The following is a 19,043-nucleotide window of genomic DNA, read 5'->3' as shown; positions in this document are numbered from 1 at the left end:
ATGACTGATCTCTCTCCCCCAGCCACGCCCGGCCGCTATTCGTGGTCGCGCATCAAGGAGCATCCGTCGCTGGTGATCGGCGGCGGCATGGTGTTGCTGATCGTGCTGATGGCGGTCTTCGCGCCCGTCATCGCACCGCATGACCCGCTTGCCCAGAACATCACCGCCCGCACCATCCCGCCCGTCTGGTATGAAAACGGAAGCTGGGAGCATATCCTGGGCACCGATCAGCTGGGCCGGGATTACCTGTCGCGGCTGATCTACGGGGCGCGGGTATCGCTGTTCATAGGCTTTGCCGCGGTATCGATCGCCGGCGTGATCGGCACCGTGCTGGGTCTGCTGGGCGGCTATTTCGGCGGACGGATCGACAGTTTCGTGACCTTCGTCACCACGATCCGCCTGTCGCTGCCGGTGATCCTGGTGGCGCTGGCCGTCGTGGCGGTGTTCGGCGGCTCGATCACCATCGTCGTGATCGTGCTGGGCCTGTTGAAATGGGACCGCTTCGCCGTGGTCATCCGCGCCACGACCGCGCAGATCGCGCGGCTGGATTACATCCGTTCGGCGCAGGCGGCGGGGGCCTCGACCTTCTACATCCTCACGCGCGAGGTTCTGCCCAACCTGACGCCGCAACTGATCGTCATCGCGACGATCGAAATCGCCTCGGCCATCCTGATGGAGGCGGCGTTGTCGTTTCTCGGGCTCGGGGTCCAGCCGCCCACACCCAGCTGGGGTCTGATGATCTCGGAAGCCAAGGCCTACATGTTCTTCTCGTTCTGGCTGATCGCGATTCCGGGGCTCGCCCTGGCCACGCTGGTCTTTGCCATCAACATGGCGGGGGACGGTCTGCGCGACCTCATCTCGCCCGACCGGAGGGGCTGAGCATGACGCTTCTGACCGTGGACAAGCTGAGCGTGGATTTCGGCCGGGGGGCAACGGCGCTTCATGCGGTGCGTGATCTGTCCTTCTGCGTGGCCGAGGGCGAGACGCTGTGCATCGTCGGTGAATCCGGCTGCGGGAAATCGATGACCTCGCTGGCGATCATGGACCTGCTGCCACGCATCGCCCGCCGCTCGGTCGCAGGGATGACCATGGGTGAGACGGATCTGACCCGTCCCGGCGGCATCCGCGCCGTCCGCGGCAACCAGATGGCGATGATCTTTCAAGAGCCGATGACCGCGCTGAACCCGGCCTTTCCGATCGGCGACCAGATGACCGAGGCCTATATTCACCATAGCGGCGCCACGCCGGCCGCCGCGCGGGCCCGCGCCATCGAGATGCTGAACGAAGTCGGCATCGCCTCGCCCGAAAAGCGGCTGGGGCAATATCCGCACCAATTGTCGGGCGGGCTGCGTCAGCGCGTGATGATCGCGATGGCGCTGATGACCTCGCCGAAACTGCTGATCGCGGACGAGCCGACGACGGCGCTGGATGTGACGATACAGGCGCAGATCCTGCGGCTGTTGCGCGATCTGCAGAAACGGCTGGGCATCGCCATCATTTTCATCACGCATGATCTGGGCCTCGTGTCGCGGATCGCCGACCGGGTGGTCGTGATGTATGCGGGCACCCGCGTCGAGGAAGGCAATGTGGCCGAGATTTTCGACAATCCCCGCCACCCCTATACCCGCGCGCTGATCGATTGCATTCCCCAGCCCGGCAAGACCGAGCGGGGCGCGATGCTGGGGACGATCCCGGGCGTCGTGCCGGCGATGATCGGCGATGTTCGCGGCTGTGCCTTTCGAACCCGCTGCGCGCTGGCGACAGCGGGCTGCGAAGGCGTCATTCCCACCCATGGCACGGGCAGTCATCAATGGGTCTGCCTGCACGAAACCACGCTTCAGGAGGGCACGACATGAGCCAGCCGATCCTGGAAACCGTCGATCTGCACCGCCGTTTCACGGTGAGCCAGGGCGTGTTCAAACCCAAGGCAACGCTGAACGCCGTGAACGGTGTCGATCTGCGGGTCCATCGCGGCGAAACCCTGGGCATCGTCGGTGAATCCGGCTGTGGCAAATCCACGCTGGCACAGATGTTGCTGAACCTGCTGCCGCCGTCCGAAGGCGCGGTGATCTTCGACGGCAAGCCCATGGCGCAGACCAGCCGCGCGGCTTTCGCCCGCCGGGTTCAGCCGGTGTTTCAGGACCCGTTTTCATCGCTCAATCCGCGCAAGACGATCCTGGATATCGTCAGCGTCCCCCTGCGGGTTCACGGTCTCGGTTCGCGCGCCGAGCAGGAAAGAACCGCGCGCGCGATGATGGACCGGGTGGGCCTGCCCGCGCGCTTTGCCGACCGCTATCCGAAAGAGCTGTCAGGTGGTCAGCGTCAGCGCGTGGCTATCGCCCGCGCTCTAGTCATGCGACCAGATCTGGTGATCTGCGACGAACCGACCTCGGCGCTTGATGCCTCGGTCCAGAGCCAGATCCTGAACCTGCTGATGGAGCTGAAGGCCGAGTTCAACCTCACCTACGTTTTCATCTCGCACAACCTGTCGGTTGTCGAACATATCGCCGACCGCGTGGCGGTGATGTATCTTGGCCGGGTGATCGAGATGAACACGACCGACCGGATCTTCGACGCGCCACAACATCCCTATACGCGCGCCCTGCTGGATTCGGTGCTGACCGTCGCGCCGGGGCAGGGGGTGCCGGATCTGGCGCTGGGCGCCGGTTTCCCGGACCCGCTGCATCCCGCACCGGGTTGCACGTTTCATCCCCGCTGCCCGCTGGCCTTCGAGGCCTGCCGCACCCGCGTCCCGGCGCCGGTGACGGCCACGACCGGCGGCGCCTCCTGCCTTCTGACCGAAACCGAGACCGCCCATGCCTGACATCCGAACCCGCGACACCGCCATTGCCAACGCTCTGGCGTCTTTGGAGTCCGGTCGCTTCGAGGCCGACCTGCGCCGCCGGGTGGCGATGCCCACGGAATCGCGCAATCCCGACCGGAAAGCGGAAATCGAGGCCTATCAGACGGCCGAGATGATCCCGCTTTACGAAAGGCTAGGCTTCACCTGCCGCCTGTTGCCGCATGACGCGGCGCCCGGTCCTTTCCTGCTGGCCGAGCGGATCGAGGACCCGGCGCGTCCCACGGTGTTGATGTATGCGCATGGCGACGTCGTGACCGGCATTCCCGAACAATGGTCGCCCGGCCTGTCGCCCTTCGACATGACCGAGCGCGACGGCCGCTGGTACGGGCGCGGCACGGCGGACAACAAGGGGCAGCATTCGGTCAATCTTGCCGCGCTGGAGGCGGTGCTGGAAACCCGTGGCGCGCTGGGCTTCAACCTGAAATACCTTGTCGAGATGGGCGAGGAATCGGGCTCGCCCGGGCTGGATGCGATCTGCGACACCTATCGCGCCGATCTGGCCGCCGATCTGCTGATCGCCTCGGACGGACCGCGCATGACACTGAAGGATCCGACGATCTTTCTGGGCTCGCGCGGGGGGATCGACATCCATCTGGAGCTGATCGCGCGTGAGGGCTATCACCATTCGGGCAATTGGGGCGGGCTTCTGGCCAATCCGGGCGTCGAGCTGGCCCATGCCATCACCGCGCTGATCGGGCCCAAGGGCGAATGCCTTGTGCCCGAGCTGACCCCCGGAACGATTCCCGCCAATGTCCGCGCCGCGCTGAAGGATTTCGTCATCCAGACCGCGCCGGGCGACCCGGATCTGGACCCGTGGTGGGGGGCGCCGGGCCTGTCGCAGCCCGAGCGGGTCTATGCGTGGTCGACGCTGGAAGTGATGGAGATCGAGGTCGGCAACATCGCCAACCCGCTCTACGCGATCCCTCCGACGGCCCGCGCGCGATTGCAGCTGCGCCATCCGGTCGGCGTTGACCAGTCCCGCGTGAAGCCTGCGATTCAAGAGGCGCTGGATGCCGCCGGCCATGGCCGGGTGCGCGTGGTGATGGACGATACGCCTGGCTTCCCGGCCAGCCGTTCGGACCTGGACGGGCCCTGGGTGCGCTTCATCGCGGCGTCGATGGAGCAGACCGCGGGGCGGGCGCCGGTGATCCTGCCCAATCTCGGCGGCTCACTGCCCAATGCGCTGTTTACCGATACGCTGGGCCTGCCGACCATCTGGGTGCCGCATTCCTATCCCGGTTGCCGCCAGCACGGCGCGGACGAGCACCTGCCGCTTTCCATCGTGCGCGAGGGGCTGGCGCTGATGGCCGGGATCTTCTGGGATCTTGGCCAGGCGGGTCACCCCTGATCGTGGCTCTTGTTGTCGATATTCTGCGCCCGGTAGCTGGCTTCGCCCGCAAAGACATAGCGCAGGGTGCAGTTCGCGGCTTCCAGCGCGTCCTTGCGGATGATGGCGTCCAGAAGCGCCTTTTGTCCCGCGATGACGGCGCGATGCGCATCGGGGTCGCGCATGGTGAGCAGGCGCACGGTCTGCACCTGCCCCGACAGCCGGTGGATCGCCGCGCGCAACTCGGGGTTCGGCACTTCGGCCAGCCACGTGTTGCGATAGAGTTCCGAGGCGCGCAGGAACGGCTCGAACTCGCCCGTTTCCAGCGTCGCGGCCGAGGCCGCGACCGCCTCTTTCATCTTCGCCAGCGCCTCTTCGCTGCGCGACTGGGCGGCGCAGGCGGCGGCGTGCGGCTCGAGCAGACGGCGCAGGAGATAGATGTCGAGCACCCGCTCGTGCGAGAGGCTCGGCAGAGAAAATCCGCGCGAGGTGCCTTCGAGATACCCTTCGCTGACCAGTTGCATGAGCGCTTCGCGCACGGGCATTCGCGAGACGCCCATCTCTGTGGCGATGACGGTATCGACCAGGCGGTCTTCGGGGCCGATCTCGGCCCTGAGAATGCGGGACCGAATGGTATCGTGGATGCGCTGACGGTGACTGGTTCGGGACATTCCGGGGCTTTCCTGTCTCAGGGCGGCGGTTAAATCGTATACTATTATTCGCAAGTCCCATGCACAACCAGGCATTTATCGCAGATTAATCAACGATTATGTGCCATGGATCCAAAGATTCACCCCGATTCGCGTTGACAAAAGAATACTGTTTCGTAGTTTCGCGAGCATAAGTCGCAACCGCCACGGCACGGGAACTTCCGGTCGGCTGCGAGACGACGGCCCGAAGCGGGCACCGTGACAAAAGGACAGGGCATGACCCGCAATACCAAGGCCGCCGGCTACTTCCTATATCATTCGATCGGGATGTATCCCGGCAAGGAGGAAGACCTCGCGCGGGCGATGGCCGAATTTGCCGCGATCTGGGCCGAACCTGAAGACCGGCAATGGGGGTATGTGATGCGGAAGCGGCAGGAGTATCTGGATGCCTGGGGGTCTCTGATCGGCGCGCCCAGGGGCTCGGTCACGCATGTCGACAACGTGACCGAAGGGATGCACAAGCTGATGCGCGCCCTGCCCGAAGGTCTGCTCAAGGGCAGGAAAGTACTGGTCGGCGCCGATTGCTTTCCATCCCTGCATTTCCTGCTGACCGGTCTGGCCGAGAAAATCGGCTTCACGCTGGTGACGGTGCCGCGCTCGGACGGCAAGTTCTGGGCCGAGACGGAAGATTTCATCGCGCAATGGGACCGCGATGTCGCGCTGTCGCTGCTGACCTGGGTGACGTCGACGGCCTCGGCGCGCATGGATTATCCCGCTCTTGTCGCGCATGGGCGGGCCATGGGGAGCCTGATGGTGGCGGACATCACCCAGGCGGCGGGGCTCTTGCCCTTTGATGTCAGCGCGCCGCGCGTGGATTTCGTCATCTCGACCAGCCTGAAATGGCTTTGCGGAACACCCGGGGCCGGGATCCTCTATGCCGACAAGGGGCTGCTGGACGACCTGCAGCCCGAAGCGCGCGGCTGGTTCAGCCAGAACAACCCCTTCTCGTGGGATCTCGACAGGTTTCAGTACGCTCCGGACATGCGGCGTTTCGACAGCGGAACGCCGGGATCGGTCGCGGCGATCGCGTCGCTGCCCGCCCTTCGCTGGTTCACCGCGCAGGACCAGACCGCCATTGCCGCCCGCAATCGCGCGATGGTCGAGCATATCATCGATCAGGCCGACGCGCTGGGCTTGCCTCTCTTGTCCCCGCGCGAGGCCGGGCGCCGGGGCGGGGCGGTCATGCTGCAGATGCCCTCCGGGGCCGAGGCGGCGGCGGTGGTCGGCGCGCTGGGGGTCGAGGGTTACTCGGTCGATTGCCGCGATTCGATCCTGCGGCTTTCGCCCGGGATCGTCACCGAAGAAAGCGCCATCGAAACGGTGTTCGACATCACCGGGCGCACGATGGATCGCCGTCAGTCCCGTTTTGCCGGGCAGGGCATCACTCTGGCACGGGACGACATGACGGCGGATATCGCGATGGACGATCTGCGCGGCCTCGGACAGGCGCTGCTGAGCGGAGCCATCCGCATTGTCGATTGCACGGCGCCGCTGGGTCCGGATACCCCGTTGCTGCGCCTGCCCGAGGATTTCGCGCGCAACACGCCCGGGGTTAAGATCCACAAGATCAGCGCATACGACAAGAACGGCCCGTACTGGGCGTGGAACTGGATGGAGCTGGGCGAGCATTCCGGCACCCATTTCGACGCGCCGCATCACTGGCTGAGCGGCAAGGACCTTCCCGACGGCGCCACCGACACGCTGGATGTGCAGCGGCTGATGGCGCCCGTGAACGTGATCGACTGTACCGCCGAGGCCGCCGCCGATCCCGATTTCCTGCTGACCGCGCAGCGGGTCAAGGAATGGGAGGCCAGCCACGGCGAGATCGGACCCGGTGAATGGGTCGTCATGCGCACCGACTGGGACAAGCGGATGCAGGACGCCGACCTGTTTCTCAACATGGACCCCGATCCGGACCACGGGGGCGCCCATACGCCCGGCCCGTCGGCCGATTGCATGAATTACCTGCTGTCGAAGGGCATCGTCGGCTGGGGCACGCAATGCGTCGGCACCGATGCGGGGATGGCCGCCAGTTTCAGCCCGCCCTTTCCCGCGCATAACTTCCTGCACCGGGACAATTGCTTCGGGCTTGCCAGCCTGTGCAATCTCGACCAGCTTCCTCCCAAGGGCGCGATCCTGATGGCAGCGCCCTTGAAGATCGAAGGCGGAACCGGCTCGCCGATCCGGGCGCTGGCCCTTGTAGGGCAGCCCTCAGTGAGACAGACCCCGCAGCCGCGCTAAGATCCTGAACGCTGCCCCGTCCGATGCCAGAGAGAACCCATGACCGACCAGAAGATCCTTGCCGAAATCGTCGTCCCGACGCAGGAGCTGCGCGACGACATTCCCTTCTTTACCCGAACCCTGGGCATGCGGCTTGAGAACATCTATCCGGCTGACAGCCCGGCGGTCGCCAGTTTCTCGGGCCACGGGCTGCGGGTGCGCGTGGAAAAGGGGGCTCCGGTCGCGCCCGGCCTGATCCGCATTCTTACCGACGACCCCGACAGCTTCGCGCAGGGGCAGCGCCGGCTGACCGCCCCGAACGGCACCGAGGTTCAGATCGTGCCGCTGACGCCCGCGGTCGAGCCCATCACCACCGAGCACGCCTTTGCCGTGCAGCGCCTGCGCGACAATGCGCCCTGGGTCATCGGTCGCGCGGGCATGCATTATCGCGACCTGATCCCGACGCGCCTGGGCGGTTCGGTCATCGCCAGCCATATCCGCATTCCCGATGGTGGCCCGGTGCCGGACATGGTGCATTACCACACCGTCGGTTTTCAGCTGATCTTCTGCTATCGCGGCTGGGTCGATGTGCTTTACGAGGATCAGGGCGAGATGATCCGCCTGCATGCCGGCGATTGCGTCAACCAGCCGCCGGGCATCCGTCACCGGGTCGTCCATGCCTCGCCCAATATCGAGGTGATCGAGATCGGTGTCCCGGCCGAGCATGTGACGACCATCGACCACGAGATGACCCTTCCCAACGGCAAGGGCGATCCGGCGCGCGAATGGGACGGGCAGAGATTTGTTCATCACCGGAAGGACGAGGCCGTCTGGGCCCCGTTTCGCGTGCCGGGCTTCACCGCGCGCGACACGGGCATGAGCGCCGGGACCAAAGGGGTCGCCGGTATTCAGGTCATCCGCAGGGGCGAGGGACAGCCCCGGCCCTACAGCCATGACGCCGACATCCATTTCACCTTCGTGATGGACGGCACCATGCGGCTCAGCGCCGACGGGCAGGAGCCGCGCGATCTGGAACCGGGCGACGCCTTCGTCATCCCCCCGGGCCTGACGGTGCGATACGAGGCCGCGTCCGACGATCTGGAGCTTCTGGAAGTCGCCCTGCGCGGGGATTTCGTCACCCGGCTGCAGGCCTGACCCCCCGGTTGCCGCGCGGGGGGGCGTCGCGGCGGGGCCTGTCCCCCGGCCGCCCCCGGCCTGCCCGCGGGACTTGCCAAAACGGGTCCTGCCCGATAGGCAGGAGGCGTCGGTTCCCGCAAGGGATCAAAAGGGAATTCGCCGCCGGTCCGCCGGCGAACCGAAACTGCCCCCGCAACTGTAGGCGGTGAGCGCGCAGCGATGAGCCACTGTGATCCGGTCCGCCGGTTCATGGGAAGGCGCTGCAAGCCACGATCCGCCAGTCAGGAGACCTGCCGACATCGTCAGCAACGCGGCCCGGGCGGGGTGTCCGGGGAGGTGTCTCATGGTGTTTTTCCCCGCGCGCGCAGCCCTGCGCGCCATCGCCAGCTTCCGATCCTTTGCCCCGCGGGCAAAGGCCGGGGACAGCTATCGGGCAGACCCGGTTCTTTGCCCTCTCCTTCCTGTCTCCGGTCGCCCTTTCAACCGGAGCTTTCCCATGCCGTTCCCCCTCTCCTCCGCCCTGCGCGGCGCCGTGCTTCTGGCGGCCCCCCTGTTCTGCGCGTTTCCGGCGCTGGCGCAGACCGAATACCCGCTGCACCTGTCCAATTGCGGGGTCGATCTGACCTTCGACGCCGCGCCCGTTCGCACGGTGACGGTCGGTCAGGCCGCGACCGAGATCCTTTACGCGCTGGATCTGGGCGACCGGGTGCTTGGCACGTCGGTCTGGTTCTCGGCCGTCCTGCCGCAATTCGAGACGGTGAATGCCGGTGTTCCGCGTCTGGCCGACAACGATCCCAGCTTCGAAAGCGTCGTCGCCCTGCGCCCCGATCTGGTCGCCGTGCAGTACGAATGGCATATCGGGCCGCAAGGCAGCGTCGGCACCCGCGACCAGTTCGCCGACCTTGGCATCCCGACCTACACGCTGCCCTCGGATTGCGAAGGCAAGGACAATTCCGTCGGCTCGGACGGCACCCGGCTTGCGCCCTATTCGATCGAGAGCCTGTATCAGGGCATCGACGAACTGGCGCGGATCTTCGATGTGCCCGAGCGCGGTGCCGCGCTGCTCGATGACCTGCGCGCGCGCGAAGAGGCGGCGATCGACGCCGCGCGGGCGCTCGACCTGGGCGATGCGTCGGCGGTGTTCTGGTTCTCGTCTGCCGAGATGGATATCGACCCCTATGTCGCCGGGCAGGGGGGCGCTCCGGCCTACATGATGGAGGCGCTGGGCCTGCGCAACATCATCGACAGCAACGAGGAATGGCCCGTCGTCGGCTGGGAAACCATCGCGCGCGCCAATCCCACGGTGATCGTGCTGGCCCGCATGGATCGCCGCCGCTTCGAGGCGGACGATGTCGAGCGCAAGCTGGACTTTCTGCGCACCGATCCGGTGGCAAGCCAGATGGACGCGGTGCGCCACAACCGCATCGTCGTTCTGGACGCGCATGGCATGGACCCGTCGATCCGCAATATCGACGCTCTGGAAACCCTGTCCGCCGCCTTGGCCGGGCTTGACCTGCAATGACGCGCCGGGCGGCGCTTGTGGCGCTGACGCTGCCGGTGCTGCCGCGCGTGGGGCTGGGGGCGGTGCTTCTGGCGCTGGCGGTTCTTGCCGGCGTCATTGTCGGCGAGACGGCGCTGCCCCTTCGGCTTGTGGGTGACGTGCTGGCGGTGAAGCTCTGGGGCGCCGAGCGCGCGCTGGACCCGATCGACGCCGGGATCCTGTGGAGCTATCGCCTGCCGCGCACGCTGGTCGCCGCCGCCTGTGGCGCGGGGCTGGCGCTGTCGGGGGTGGTGTTGCAGGCGCTGGTGCGCAACGCGCTCGCCGATCCGTATCTGCTGGGCGTGTCCGCCGGCGCCGGTGCCGGTGCCGTGTCCGTGGCGCTCTTGGGGATCGGCGGCGGGGCCATCGGCCTGTCCGCCGGTGCGTTCGGCGGCGCCACGGCGGCCTTCGTGCTGGTGGCGCTGCTGGCCCGCGCGGCGGGGGGCGGTCCCGCGCAGCTGGTTCTGGCCGGGATCGCCGGATCGCAGCTGTTCAACGCGCTGACATCCTTCCTGATCGCCAAATCCGCCAATGCCGAACAGGCGCGGGGGCTGATGTTCTGGTTGCTGGGCAACCTGTCGGGGGTACGCTGGCCGGATGTGACGATGGCGCTGCCGGTCGTCGGGGCGGGCTTTCTGGTCTGTCTGGCCCATGTCCGGCCGCTGGATGCGTTCTCGTTCGGCTCGGGCGCGGCGGCGGCGCTGGGCATTGCGGTGCGGCGCGTTCAGCTTGTGCTGATCGCGGCTGTCACGCTGATGACCGCCACGCTGGTCAGCCTTGTCGGGTCGATCGGTTTCGTCGGTCTGGTGATCCCCCATGCCGTGCGCCTGCTGGTCGGTCCCCGCCATGCCCGGCTGGTCCCCGCCTCGGCGCTGGCCGGGGCGATTTTCCTGATCGCCGCCGACATCGCGTCGCGCGTGCTGATCCCCGGGCAGGTCGTGCCCATCGGGGTGGTCACCGCGCTGGTCGGCGCGCCGGGTTTCGCGCTGATCCTCATCCGCAACCGGAGGCGCGCATGAAGATCGAGGCCCGCGATCTGGGCTGGCGCAACATCGTGCGCGGCGTTTCCTGCGAGATCCGCCCGGGCGAGACCTTTGGCCTGATCGGACCGAACGGATCCGGCAAGTCGACGCTGCTGAAACTGCTGGCGGGCCTGATGCCCCGCGCGGCGGGCGAGGTGCGGCTCGATGACGTGCCGCTGGGGCAGCTCACCCGCCGCCAGGTCGCGCAGCGCATCGCCATGGTCGAGCAGTTCGCCGATACCGGCGAAGCGCTGAGCGTCCGTGACGCGGTCGAACTGGGCCGCACGCCGTGGCTGTCCCCGCTGTCCCCCTTTGGCCCCGAGGACACGCGGATCGTCGACGAGGCGCTCGCGGCCGTCGACATGACCGGCATGACAAAACGGCCATGGTCGACCCTGTCGGGCGGCGAGAGGCAGCGGATCCATATCGCCCGGGCGCTGGCGCAACAGCCCCGGGCGCTGATTCTGGACGAGCCGACCAACCATCTCGACATCCATCACCAGCTGGCGCTTCTGGGACTGGTGGCGGCGCTGCCGGTCACGGTGGTGATGGCGCTGCATGACCTCAATCAGGCGATGATGTGCGACCGGCTGGGCGTGATGTCCGAAGGCCGGATGGTCGCCTGTGGCGCCCCGTCCGACGTGCTGACGCCCGATACGCTGGGCCGGATCTTTCGCGTCCGCGCCATGCCGATGACCGATCCCGAGGACGGCTCCACGCTGTTCCGCTTCCTGCCGATGGAGGAACCTCGATGAGCCTCCTGCCTCCGCTGGCCCGGATGGTCGCCGCGCCACCCAGCCCAGCCGCGATAGCGCGCGGCTAGTCGCCCATTTTCGCCTCGCGCGCGAAGGCCACGAACTTCTTCGCCATGCGTGACAAGGGCGCCCGGCGACGGTGCACCACGACGACCTGCCGGTCGAGCGGCGGATCGACCAGGGACACCATGCGCAGCCCGTAGATCGGCAGCATCGGCTGCACATAGCGCGTCATCACCGCGATCCCTTCGCCCGCCGCGATCAGCGCCAGCGCGCTGGTCCCATGTGCGACGCGCTGATGCGGCAGGGTCAGGGCAATGCCGGCCTCGGCCAGATTGTGGCGCAGTTTCTCTTCGCGCCCCAGATAGATGATGTTGTGACCGGCAAGCTGCGACCACGCGATCTGCGGCAAGCCGGCCAGCGGATGCGCGGGCGCCATCACCACGCACAGCGCCGAGCGGAACAGCGGCACCGCTTCCAGCGTCTCGTCGCTTTCCACGTCCAGATAGACGCCCAGATCCGCCTCGCCCGAGCGGACTGTCTCGATCACGTCGTCGATGGCGCTGTCGATCAGCTGCAGCCGCGCCTCGGGCTCGGCGGTGCGAAAGGCCTGAAGCAGGGGTGGCAGGGTGGTGCAGGACAGGAATTGCGTGGCCGCGATGCGCAACGTTGCGTTCTCGGCCTCGCGGCGGCGTCGCACGAAGGTCTCGGCGCGCTCCATCTCCAGCAGGATACGCTGCACATGCGGCAGGAACTCGGCCCCGGTATCGGTCAGGCCAAGCGAGCGCGTCGTGCGCTCGAACACGCGGAACCCGATTGAGGCCTCGGTCTCGCGGATCATCGCGCTGAGCGCGGCGGCCGAGACGTTGAGCTGCCGCGCGGCAGCGGCGAAACTGCCGCAATCGCTGATGGTCTGGATCGCCCGCATCTGGCGGATGGTGAGGTTCAGCATTGCCGCACAGGCCCGTTATTATAAAGGGTTATCTTGATAGTTATCAATCAGAATTTTCTTGTGGTTGTCGAGAATAATTTCAATGCTCTGCCCAGTTTTCGGCGGTGGCTGCGGGCCGGAAGACATGAGGAAATCCTTTCCAATAGCCGCCGCGATCAGGGAGAGAGATCATGAAAAGACTGTCCATTCTTCTGGCCGGAACGGGGCTTGCGCTGATGGCGGGGGCGGCCCAGGCCGACCAGCTTGCCGAGATCCGCGACGCCGGGGTTCTGGTCTGCGGCGTGCCCTCGAACTATGTGCCGTTCTCGTATCTTGAAAGCGACAATGACCGCACGCCGGTCGGCTTCGACGTCGAGGTCTGCAACGCCATCGCCGACCATCTGGGCGTCACGCCCGAACTGCGCTATGTCACCGGCGCGTCGCGGATCCCCGACCTGACGGCGGGCCGGATCGACATCGCCACCGCGGCGCTGACCATCACGCCCGAACGGGCGCAGCAGGTCGATTTCTCGATCCCCTATTTCCGCACCGGCGTGCGCGTGTCCGTCCCCAATGACAGCGACATCACCGAAATGGACCAGCTCAACGGCCACCGCATCGCCGTGCCGGAAAGCGGCATGGCCTCGATGATCGTCGAAGAGCGCTTCCCCGACTCGGCCGCCGTCGGCTTCCCGACCCCGGCCAACACCTTCCTGGCGTTGCAGCGCGGCATGGTGCAGGCGATGGCGGGCGACGAGACCACGCTTCTGGGCCAGATGAGCGGTGCGCCGGGCGAATATCACCTGCTCGACGGTTTCCTGACCGATGACTGGCTGGGCGTCGGCGTGCGCAAGGGTGAGACCGCGCTGCTCGAGGCGGTGAACGAGGCGCTTCTGGGCATGGAGGCCGACGGCTCGGCCCTGGCCAGCTTCAACCGCTATTTCGGCGCCGAGACGCCGATGGGGATGGAGCGCAACTTCACCATCAACACCGACAACCTGCCGGCCGAATAAGGACCGGAAGCGTGACCCTGATCGAGTTTCTGAGCGGTCGATACGGCGAGCTGTTGCTCAAGGGATTGATCGTCACCCTGCAACTGAGCGGGGTCACCCTGGCCGCGAGCTTCGTGATCGGCGTCGTGCTGACGCTGATCCGCCTCTCGCCGCTCTGGATCGTCCAGCAGGCCGTGGGTCTGCTGGTCGATGCCATCCGCTCCGTGCCGCTGCTGGTGCATGTGATCTTCTGGTATTTCGGCGCGCCCGAGCTTCTGCCCGACGGGCTGCGGATGTGGCTGTATGCGCGCGATGTGAATTTCATCTGCGCCGCGGTGGCGATTTCCATCTATGCGGGTGCCTTCATTTCCGAAGACCTGCGTTCGGGGCTGCGGTCGATCCCGCGCGGGCAAAGCGAGGCGTCGCTGTCGTTGGGGTTCTCGGGCTTCGAAACCTTCCGCTACATCATCCTGCCGCAAGCCTTCCGCATCACCGTGCCGCCGCTTCTGGGGCAGGCGATGACGCTGACCAAGAATACCTCGATCGCGCTGATGATCGGCGTGCCCGAACTGGTCTATCAGGCCCGCCGCATTCAGGACATCACCTACGAGCCGCTGATGCCCTATGCCTCGGCCACGCTGGTCTATGTGGTGATCTGCGCGCTTCTGACGCTGGCCAGCCGCGCCTATAGCCGCACCGCGCTGTCGCATCGGACCGAGCCCGAGCGCACACCCGCCACGCGGGAGCAGAGCGCATGATCGAGATCCTGCAGACTTACGGGATGCAGCTGCTGATCGGCGGTTTCCCCCACACGCCGCTGGGCGGGCTGGCGCTGACCGTGATCCTGGCGGTGAGCGGGCTGGTTCTGGCCATGCCGGTGGGCTTGCTGATGGCGGTGCCGCTGCGCAGCCGCTTCCGCCCGGTCAAGGCGCTGGCCGAGCTGATCGTGTTCTATATCCGCTCGGTGCCGCTGCTTTTGCATGTGCTGTGGGTCTATTTCCTGATGCCCGCGATCATCGGCGTATCCTTTCCGCCGGCGATCACCATGCTGATCACGCTGGTGCTGTTCAACGGCGCCTATATCTCGAAGATCGTCGTCGCCGGGATCGACGCCCTGCCGCGCGGCCAGACCGAGGCGGCCTTGTCGCTGGGTTTCGGCCGGGTGCAGACCATGCGCCACATCATCCTGCCGCAGGCCTTGCGCAACATGCTGCCCAGCCTTGTCAGCCAGCTTTCGCTGCTGATCAAGGAAACCGCGCTGGGTGCCGCCATCGGGGCGACCGAGGCCACGCAGACCTTTCTGGATCTGGCCGACAACCTGCCGGGGCAGGCGATCCAGGTCTACGCGCTGCTGGCGCTCGCCTATTTCGCCCTGTGCTACCCGCTGTTGCTGATCGGCCGCCGACTGGAACGGTGCGTCGGCAAGGCCCAGAAAATCGCGACGGAACCCGCCTCATGATCACGATCACCCATCTCGACAAGCATTTCGACCGGCTGCATGTCCTGAAAGACATCTCGCTGAACGTGAAGCCCGGCGAGGTTCTGGTGCTGTGCGGGCCGTCCGGGTCGGGCAAGACCACTCTGCTCCGCACGATCAACGGGCTGGAAACCATCGACAGCGGCACGATCACCGTGGATGGCGAGACCGTCGATCCCAAGTCCCGCGAGATCCGCAGGCAGCGGCAGGGGATCGGCTTCGTGTTCCAGCAGTTCAACCTGTTCCCGCATCTGTCGGTGATCGACAACATCACGCTGGCCCCGCGCAAGCTGAAGGGCCTGACCCGGGACGAGGCCGAGGCGAGGGCGATGCAGCTTCTGGACCGCGTCGGCCTGCGCGACAAGCGCGACGTGCATACCGACACGTTGTCGGGCGGTCAGCAGCAGCGCATCGCCATCGCCCGCGCGCTGGCGATGGAGCCGCCGGTCTTGCTGTTCGACGAGCCGACCTCGGCGCTGGATCCGGAAATGGTGGGCGAGGTCCTGTCAGTCATCCGCGAACTGGCGCAGGACGGCATGACCATGCTGTGCGTCACCCACGAGATGGGCTTTGCCCGCGACGTGGCCAGCCGCATCATTTTCATGGCCGATGGCCGCATCGTCGAAGATACCAGCCCCGGCCAGTTCTTTTCAGCCCCCGAAAGCGCGCGGGCACGCGCCTTTCTGCAAGACATCCTCGGACACTGAAAGGCCCCGACATGACCCTGAGTCCCCCCGAACGCGCCGCGCTTGCGGACGTGCTGGACCCGCTTGGCCTGCCGCTGGCCGATCTGCGCACCCGCGCCGCCCATCACGGCGACGAGCCGCCGCTGGACACCGATCTGGCGCTGGGCCTTGCCGCGCGGACGGCGGTTCTGGCGCAGGCGGTCGCGGCGGCGGAACTGGGGGCGCTTCGGGGCGGACCCGTGCAATCCGTCAGCCTTGACCGCAACGTCGCGATCTACGCGCTGTGCTGCGGGCTGTTCCAGTCGTGCTACGGGCAGGACATGACCATGGCCTCGGGCGCCGCCGCGCCGCTTAGCGATTTCTATCAGGCGAAGGACGGGCGCTGGTTCCACCCGATGGGCACCTATCCCGGCCTGCGCGACGGCGCGCTGGCGCTGCTGGATTGCGCCAACAACCCGGAGGCCATCGCCCGCGCCGTGGGCACCCGCGACGCGCTTGACTGGGAAGAGGCCTTTGCCGCGGCCAATCTGGCCGGGGCCATGGTGCGCAGCCGCGCCGAATGGGAGGCGCATCCGCAGGGCAAGGCGCTGGCCGCCGCCCCGCTGGTCACCGTCGAGAAGATCGCCGAGGGAACGCCGCAGCCGCTGAGCAAGGGCGCGCGCCCGCTTTCGGACCTGCGGGTGCTCGATTTCACCCATGTGATCGCGGGCCCCATCCTGACCCGCACGCTGGCCGAACAGGGCGTCGATTGCCTGCGCATCAGCGCGCCCGCCCATGCCGATCCGCAGGCTTTCCTCTTGGAAACCGGCTGGGGAAAGCGGGCGGCCTATCTGGATTTCCATCGCAAAGGCGATCTGCAACGGATGCGCGATCTGGCGCTCAAGGGCGATGTCTTCGTGCAATCGTGGCGCCCCGGCGCGATGGCGGAATTCGGTCTTGGCGCCGAAGATCTCGCCGCCGCGCTGCCCGAAGGGCATCCCGGGCTGATCCATGTCAGCGTTGACAGCTGGGGCCGCACCGGCCCCTGGGCCGGGCGCAAGGGGTTCGAGCAGCTTGCGCAATCGGTCACAGGCGTGGCGCTGGACGAAGGGCAGGGCGGCAAGCCGCGCTATGTGCCGACCGGGCTTCTGGCCGATTACCTCGCCGCCTATCTGGGGGCTGCCGGCACCATCGCCGCGCTGATCCGCCGTGCCCGCGAAGGCGGCAGCTACCGCGTCCACGTCTCGCTTGCACGCGTGACCATGTGGTCGCAAACCCTTGATGGCCCCGGCCGTCAGCCCGGCGCACCCTTTCCCACCGAACAGGGCCTGCCGCCGTCGGTCGAGCGCGACAGCCCCTTCGGCCTGTTGCGTCACCTCGCGCCCTTCGCGCAATTCTCGGCCACGCCGGGCGACTGGGCGCTGCCGCCCTGTCCGCCGGGACGCCACGATGCGCGCTGGCTCGACCGGGGCGGCCGCGTATGAGCCTCGAACCCATGGCGCTCGACGCGCTGCACCGCAAGCGCAACGCGAAATGGAGCACCTTCGCCCCCGACGTTCTGGGCATGGGCATCGCCGAGATGGATTATCACCTCGCGCCCCCGATCCGCGCGCGCCTTGCCTCGCTGCTGGCGGACGAGCGCACGGGCTACCCGATGCGCGGCCCGGTGGGCCTGATGGCCGATGTCTCGGACAGCTTCACCCGCCGGATGGCGCGTGTCTTCGGCTGGCGGGCGGATCCGGCGGGCAACGTGCTGTGCGTCGATCTGCTGCAGGCGATCTCGGCCTGTCTTGCCGCGTTCAGCGATCCCGGCGACGGCGTGCTGATCCAGACGCCCTGCTACCCCGCCTTTCTGATCGCGCTCGATCAGGGGCGCCGGGTGCTGCATGATGTGCCGCTTCTGGACACCCCGACCGGCTTTCGTGCCGATCCTGACCCCGGGGCCAGCCTCGCGCGGCGCGGCCTCAGCCCGCGGATCCTGCTGCTGTGCCAGCCCCATAACCCCACGGGCCGCGTTTTCTCCCGCGACGAACTGGCCCCCTATATGCGGCTGGCCGAGGCCCGGGACATGGTCATCGTCTCGGACGAGATCCACGCCGATCTGGTCTTCGCCCCGGCCCGCCATCAGCCGCTTGCGCAGATGTTCCCCGAAGCGGCAGAGCGGATCGTCACGCTCTATTCCGCGACCAAGAGCTTCAACACGCCCGGCCTGCGCTGCGGCATGATTCATTTCGGCGCGCCCGCGCTGCTGGAGCGGTTTCGCGCACGCGTGCCCGAATGCCTGCTGGGTCTGCCCAGCACCGGCGCGATGGAGGCCACGCTCGCCGCCTGGGAGGAATGCGACGACTGGCTGGCCGCGCTCATGCACCGGCTCGATACGCAGCGCCACCGGCTGACCGACACGTTGCGCGCCGCCGATCCGCGGCTGCGTTGCCACCTGCCCGAGTCGACGTATTTCCTGTGGCTCGATGCGCGGGATGCCGGTCTGCCCGGCGGTCCGGCGCGGTTCCTGCTTGAGCGCGCGAAGCTGGGGGTCAATGACGGCGCGGCCTTCGGGCCGGGCTGGGACGGCTTCGTGCGGTTCAACTTTGCCACGACCCCCGCCCTGTTCGACGACCTCTGCGCCCGCTTGACACGGGCCCTGACGGAGAGTTCATGACCGCCCCCCTGATCCGCTACGACGACGAGGACGGCGTGGCCGTCATCGCGCTGGACCGCCCGGAGAAGCGCAACGCGATAAACAAGGCGATGGCTGCCGAGCTGGACGCGGCCTTTCAGCGCTTTGCCACCGGGCCGGCCCGCGTGGCGGTGCTGACCTCGACCGCGCCGGACCTCTTCTGCGCGGGGGCGGATCTTTACGACCCGCCATCCGAGGCATGGCGCGCCCTGCCCGAGATCGGCTTTCACACGGACAAGCCGATTGTCGCGGCGCTGGGCGGCAAGGTGATCGGGCTTGGCTTCATGCTGACGGCGATGTGTGACCTGTGCGTCGCGTCCGAGGATACCGAGTTCCACTTCCCCGAGGCGAAGCTGGGCTTCTCGATGGCGGCGGTCAGCGCCGCGGCCACCCGGCTGCCGCTGCGCATGGCGATGGAGCTACTGCTGCTGGGTCGTCCGGTCACGGCGCGGCGGGCCTTTGATGTTGGCTTCGTCAACGACATCGTGCCGCCGGGGACGCAGCGCGCCGCCGGGATCGACATGGCGCGCGCGCTTGCCGCCAATTCACCCGATGTGGTCGGCGCCCTGAAGCGGCTGACGCTGGACGTGCTGGGCGAGTCACCCGTGCAGGCGCATTATGCCGTGAGGCGGCGCGAAGAGGCGATGATGCTCGGTCCCGATGCGCAAGAAGGGTTGCGTGCCTTCCGCGAGAAGCGGCGCCCGGATTTCACGCGGTCCTGACGACC

Annotated in this window: 18 protein-coding genes and 1 riboswitch; of the genes, 16 read left to right on the top strand and 2 right to left on the bottom strand. The window is 67.1% G+C overall.

Features of this window, described 5'->3' with window-relative positions; translation table 11 throughout:
- The 4 genes from C4N9_RS16410 to C4N9_RS16395 are packed head-to-tail and all read left to right on the top strand — an operon-like array spanning position 1 to position 4,211.
- The gene (locus C4N9_RS16410) at positions 1–879 is read left to right on the top strand and encodes an ABC transporter permease (protein ID WP_109534429.1); all 879 of its coding nucleotides are present in this window, start codon (positions 1–3) and stop codon (positions 877–879) included.
- Between the two features lie 2 nt (positions 880–881).
- Complete coding sequence (locus C4N9_RS16405; RefSeq protein ID WP_342748820.1) at positions 882–1,856, top strand: ABC transporter ATP-binding protein; 975 nt, start codon at positions 882–884, stop codon at positions 1,854–1,856.
- Positions 1,853–2,824, top strand: coding sequence for an ABC transporter ATP-binding protein (locus C4N9_RS16400; RefSeq protein ID WP_109534428.1), 972 nt, complete (start codon positions 1,853–1,855; stop codon positions 2,822–2,824). The genes C4N9_RS16405 and C4N9_RS16400 overlap by 4 nt, the downstream gene beginning before the upstream one ends.
- On the top strand, positions 2,817–4,211 hold the full coding sequence (locus tag C4N9_RS16395; protein ID WP_109534427.1) for a M20 family metallopeptidase: 1,395 nt from the start codon (positions 2,817–2,819) through the stop codon (positions 4,209–4,211). The genes C4N9_RS16400 and C4N9_RS16395 overlap by 8 nt, the downstream gene beginning before the upstream one ends.
- On the opposite strand, the gene C4N9_RS16390 is transcribed toward C4N9_RS16395, so the two are convergent.
- A complete protein-coding gene (locus C4N9_RS16390; RefSeq protein WP_168192265.1) occupies positions 4,202–4,861 on the bottom strand; it encodes a GntR family transcriptional regulator in 660 nt (219 codons plus the stop codon). The genes C4N9_RS16395 and C4N9_RS16390 overlap by 10 nt on opposite strands.
- Before the next feature lie 255 nt (positions 4,862–5,116).
- Here C4N9_RS16390 and C4N9_RS22455 point away from each other — a divergent pair, with 255 nt between their 5' ends.
- The 5 genes from C4N9_RS22455 to C4N9_RS16360 all read left to right on the top strand — a co-directional run bounded on the left by C4N9_RS22455 (position 5,117) and on the right by C4N9_RS16360 (position 11,574).
- Positions 5,117–7,141: an aminotransferase class V-fold PLP-dependent enzyme gene (locus tag C4N9_RS22455; RefSeq protein WP_342748819.1), complete on the top strand. Its 2,025-nt coding sequence runs from the start codon at positions 5,117–5,119 to the stop codon at positions 7,139–7,141.
- Positions 7,142–7,180: 39 nt separating this feature from the next.
- Positions 7,181–8,275 (top strand): cupin domain-containing protein, encoded by a 1,095-nt coding sequence (locus C4N9_RS16375; protein WP_109534425.1) that lies wholly within the window; start codon positions 7,181–7,183, stop codon positions 8,273–8,275.
- Between the two features lie 93 nt (positions 8,276–8,368).
- Positions 8,369–8,569, top strand: a riboswitch (cobalamin riboswitch).
- Positions 8,570–8,753: 184 nt separating this feature from the next.
- A complete protein-coding gene (locus tag C4N9_RS16370) occupies positions 8,754–9,779 on the top strand; it encodes an ABC transporter substrate-binding protein (protein ID WP_109534424.1) in 1,026 nt (341 codons plus the stop codon).
- Complete coding sequence (locus tag C4N9_RS16365; protein WP_109534423.1) at positions 9,776–10,816, top strand: FecCD family ABC transporter permease; 1,041 nt, start codon at positions 9,776–9,778, stop codon at positions 10,814–10,816. The genes C4N9_RS16370 and C4N9_RS16365 overlap by 4 nt, the downstream gene beginning before the upstream one ends.
- Complete coding sequence (locus C4N9_RS16360; protein ID WP_109534422.1) at positions 10,813–11,574, top strand: ABC transporter ATP-binding protein; 762 nt, start codon at positions 10,813–10,815, stop codon at positions 11,572–11,574. Before C4N9_RS16365 ends, C4N9_RS16360 begins: the two co-directional genes overlap by 4 nt.
- A 64-nt stretch (positions 11,575–11,638) precedes the next feature.
- Here C4N9_RS16360 and C4N9_RS16355 read toward each other — a convergent pair whose 3' ends face one another.
- A complete protein-coding gene (locus C4N9_RS16355) occupies positions 11,639–12,526 on the bottom strand; it encodes a LysR family transcriptional regulator (protein WP_109534421.1) in 888 nt (295 codons plus the stop codon).
- A gap of 170 nt (positions 12,527–12,696) precedes the next feature.
- Here C4N9_RS16355 and C4N9_RS16350 point away from each other — a divergent pair, with 170 nt between their 5' ends.
- From C4N9_RS16350 to C4N9_RS16320, 7 genes are read left to right on the top strand one after another with little or no spacing between them, the layout of a single operon-like run.
- Complete coding sequence (locus C4N9_RS16350; protein WP_109534420.1) at positions 12,697–13,518, top strand: transporter substrate-binding domain-containing protein; 822 nt, start codon at positions 12,697–12,699, stop codon at positions 13,516–13,518.
- Positions 13,519–13,529: 11 nt separating this feature from the next.
- Positions 13,530–14,255, top strand: coding sequence for an amino acid ABC transporter permease (locus C4N9_RS16345; protein ID WP_168192264.1), 726 nt, complete (start codon positions 13,530–13,532; stop codon positions 14,253–14,255).
- A complete protein-coding gene (locus C4N9_RS16340) occupies positions 14,252–14,956 on the top strand; it encodes an amino acid ABC transporter permease (protein WP_109534418.1) in 705 nt (234 codons plus the stop codon). Before C4N9_RS16345 ends, C4N9_RS16340 begins: the two co-directional genes overlap by 4 nt.
- Entirely contained in the window at positions 14,953–15,681 is a 729-nt protein-coding gene (locus tag C4N9_RS16335; protein WP_109534417.1) for an amino acid ABC transporter ATP-binding protein, read from the top strand. Before C4N9_RS16340 ends, C4N9_RS16335 begins: the two co-directional genes overlap by 4 nt.
- An 11-nt stretch (positions 15,682–15,692) precedes the next feature.
- On the top strand, positions 15,693–17,123 hold the full coding sequence (locus C4N9_RS16330; RefSeq protein ID WP_109534416.1) for a CoA transferase: 1,431 nt from the start codon (positions 15,693–15,695) through the stop codon (positions 17,121–17,123).
- Entirely contained in the window at positions 17,120–18,298 is a 1,179-nt protein-coding gene (locus C4N9_RS16325) for a MalY/PatB family protein (RefSeq protein ID WP_109534415.1), read from the top strand. The genes C4N9_RS16330 and C4N9_RS16325 overlap by 4 nt, the downstream gene beginning before the upstream one ends.
- Positions 18,295–19,038, top strand: a complete 744-nt coding sequence (locus C4N9_RS16320) for an enoyl-CoA hydratase/isomerase family protein (protein WP_109534414.1) — start codon at positions 18,295–18,297, stop codon at positions 19,036–19,038. The genes C4N9_RS16325 and C4N9_RS16320 overlap by 4 nt, the downstream gene beginning before the upstream one ends.
- Positions 19,039–19,043 lie beyond the last annotated feature (5 nt).

It is taken from the genome of Pararhodobacter marinus (assembly GCF_003122215.1).
Taxonomy (GTDB): domain Bacteria; phylum Pseudomonadota; class Alphaproteobacteria; order Rhodobacterales; family Rhodobacteraceae; genus Pararhodobacter; species Pararhodobacter marinus.
The sequence above is the reverse complement of the archived record's forward strand: the minus strand, read 5'-3'. Positions and strand labels throughout refer to the sequence as shown.